Annotated in this window: 1 protein-coding gene and 1 pseudogene; one reads left to right on the plus strand and one right to left on the minus strand. The window is 37.9% G+C overall.

What is annotated here, in order from left to right; all coding sequences use genetic code 11:
* Positions 1 to 330 (plus strand): MEKHLA domain-containing protein (locus CK510_RS30605; RefSeq protein WP_143289537.1); only part of this gene is annotated, 330 nt, incomplete at its 5' end.
* Positions 331 to 698: 368 nt separating this feature from the next.
* Here CK510_RS30605 and smpB read toward each other — a convergent pair.
* A pseudogene (gene smpB / locus CK510_RS30610) lies at positions 699 to 1,136 on the minus strand (SsrA-binding protein SmpB); the annotation flags it as partial.
* Positions 1,137 to 1,207 lie beyond the last annotated feature (71 nt).

Raw genomic sequence — 1,207 nt, forward strand, 5'->3', positions numbered from 1 at the left:
TTTGAAGCACCTTTTATTGTGATTTCCCACGGTACGGAACCCGACCCTATTTTTAATTATGGTAATAGTAGGGCTTTGGAATTGTGGGAATTATCTTGGGAAGATTTTACACGAATGCCTTCGAGACAATCTACTGAGGTAAGGGAACAGGAAGATAGACAAAATTTATTAGGAGAAGCTGCAATTAAAGGATTTAATAACTATTCGGGTATTCGTATCTCTAGTATGGGTAAGCGTTTTTATATTGATAACGGGATGCTTTGGAATCTTGTAGATGGTGAATTATATTGCGGTCAAGCTGCAATGTTTTGGAAGTGGAAATATGTATAACAGTTCTATCGGCGAAGTAACATACTCCACAGGATTGAGGATTTATTAATATGCAATTCTTTGTAGTTTGGGGAGTCACTGTTTTGCAGGGGTACTTACAGAAGCCTCTAACGCGTCTACCCCGTGTTACAATAACTGACGTTGGAGACTTTGCGTAACCCAACACAATACTACAGAATCAGAAGTTGTATTTTATTTAATTCAGTTAGAATTTAGAACAGTTGTGAAATAAGTAGATATGAGGTTATTCGGGGTTTCTGCATTTTGAGAGAAACCCGGTTTCTAGTATTTGTTGTGCTTGATTTGATATTTTACATGGGGGAGAAACTAGGTTTCTTTTAATTTAATTTAATGCCCAATGCCCCAATTTAATATCTCTTCATTGCCCGTTGCATTTCGCGTTGGTCATCGCGACGTTTGAGGTCTTCCCGTTTGTCGTGAAGTTTTTTACCTCTACAAAGTCCAATAGTTACTTTGACCAAGCCGCGTTTGAGGTACATTTTTAGAGGAATTAAAGTTAAACCCTCTTGTTCGACTTTACCAACCAAAGTACGTATTTCTTTGCGGTGTAACAAAAGTTTGCGGGTACGGCGCGGTTCGTGGTTAAAATAAGCACTACTTTGAGTGTAGGGAGAAACATGCATGTTAAGTAGCCATGCTTCGCCATTGCGAATTAAAGCATAACCATCCTGAAGATTCGCTTTACCTGTACGAATTGATTTTACCTCTGTTCCTGCAAGTTGAATCCCAGCTTCATATGTTTCCAGAATTTCGTACAAAAAACGGGCTTGACGGTTGTCACAAACAGAATCTAAATGTTAATGTTAATGGTTTATTATTAATTTTTAATAGATAATCGCGAATTGCTATCAAACAG

It is taken from the genome of Brunnivagina elsteri CCALA 953 (genome assembly GCF_002289455.1).
Lineage (GTDB): Bacteria > Cyanobacteriota > Cyanobacteriia > Cyanobacteriales > Nostocaceae > Brunnivagina > Brunnivagina elsteri.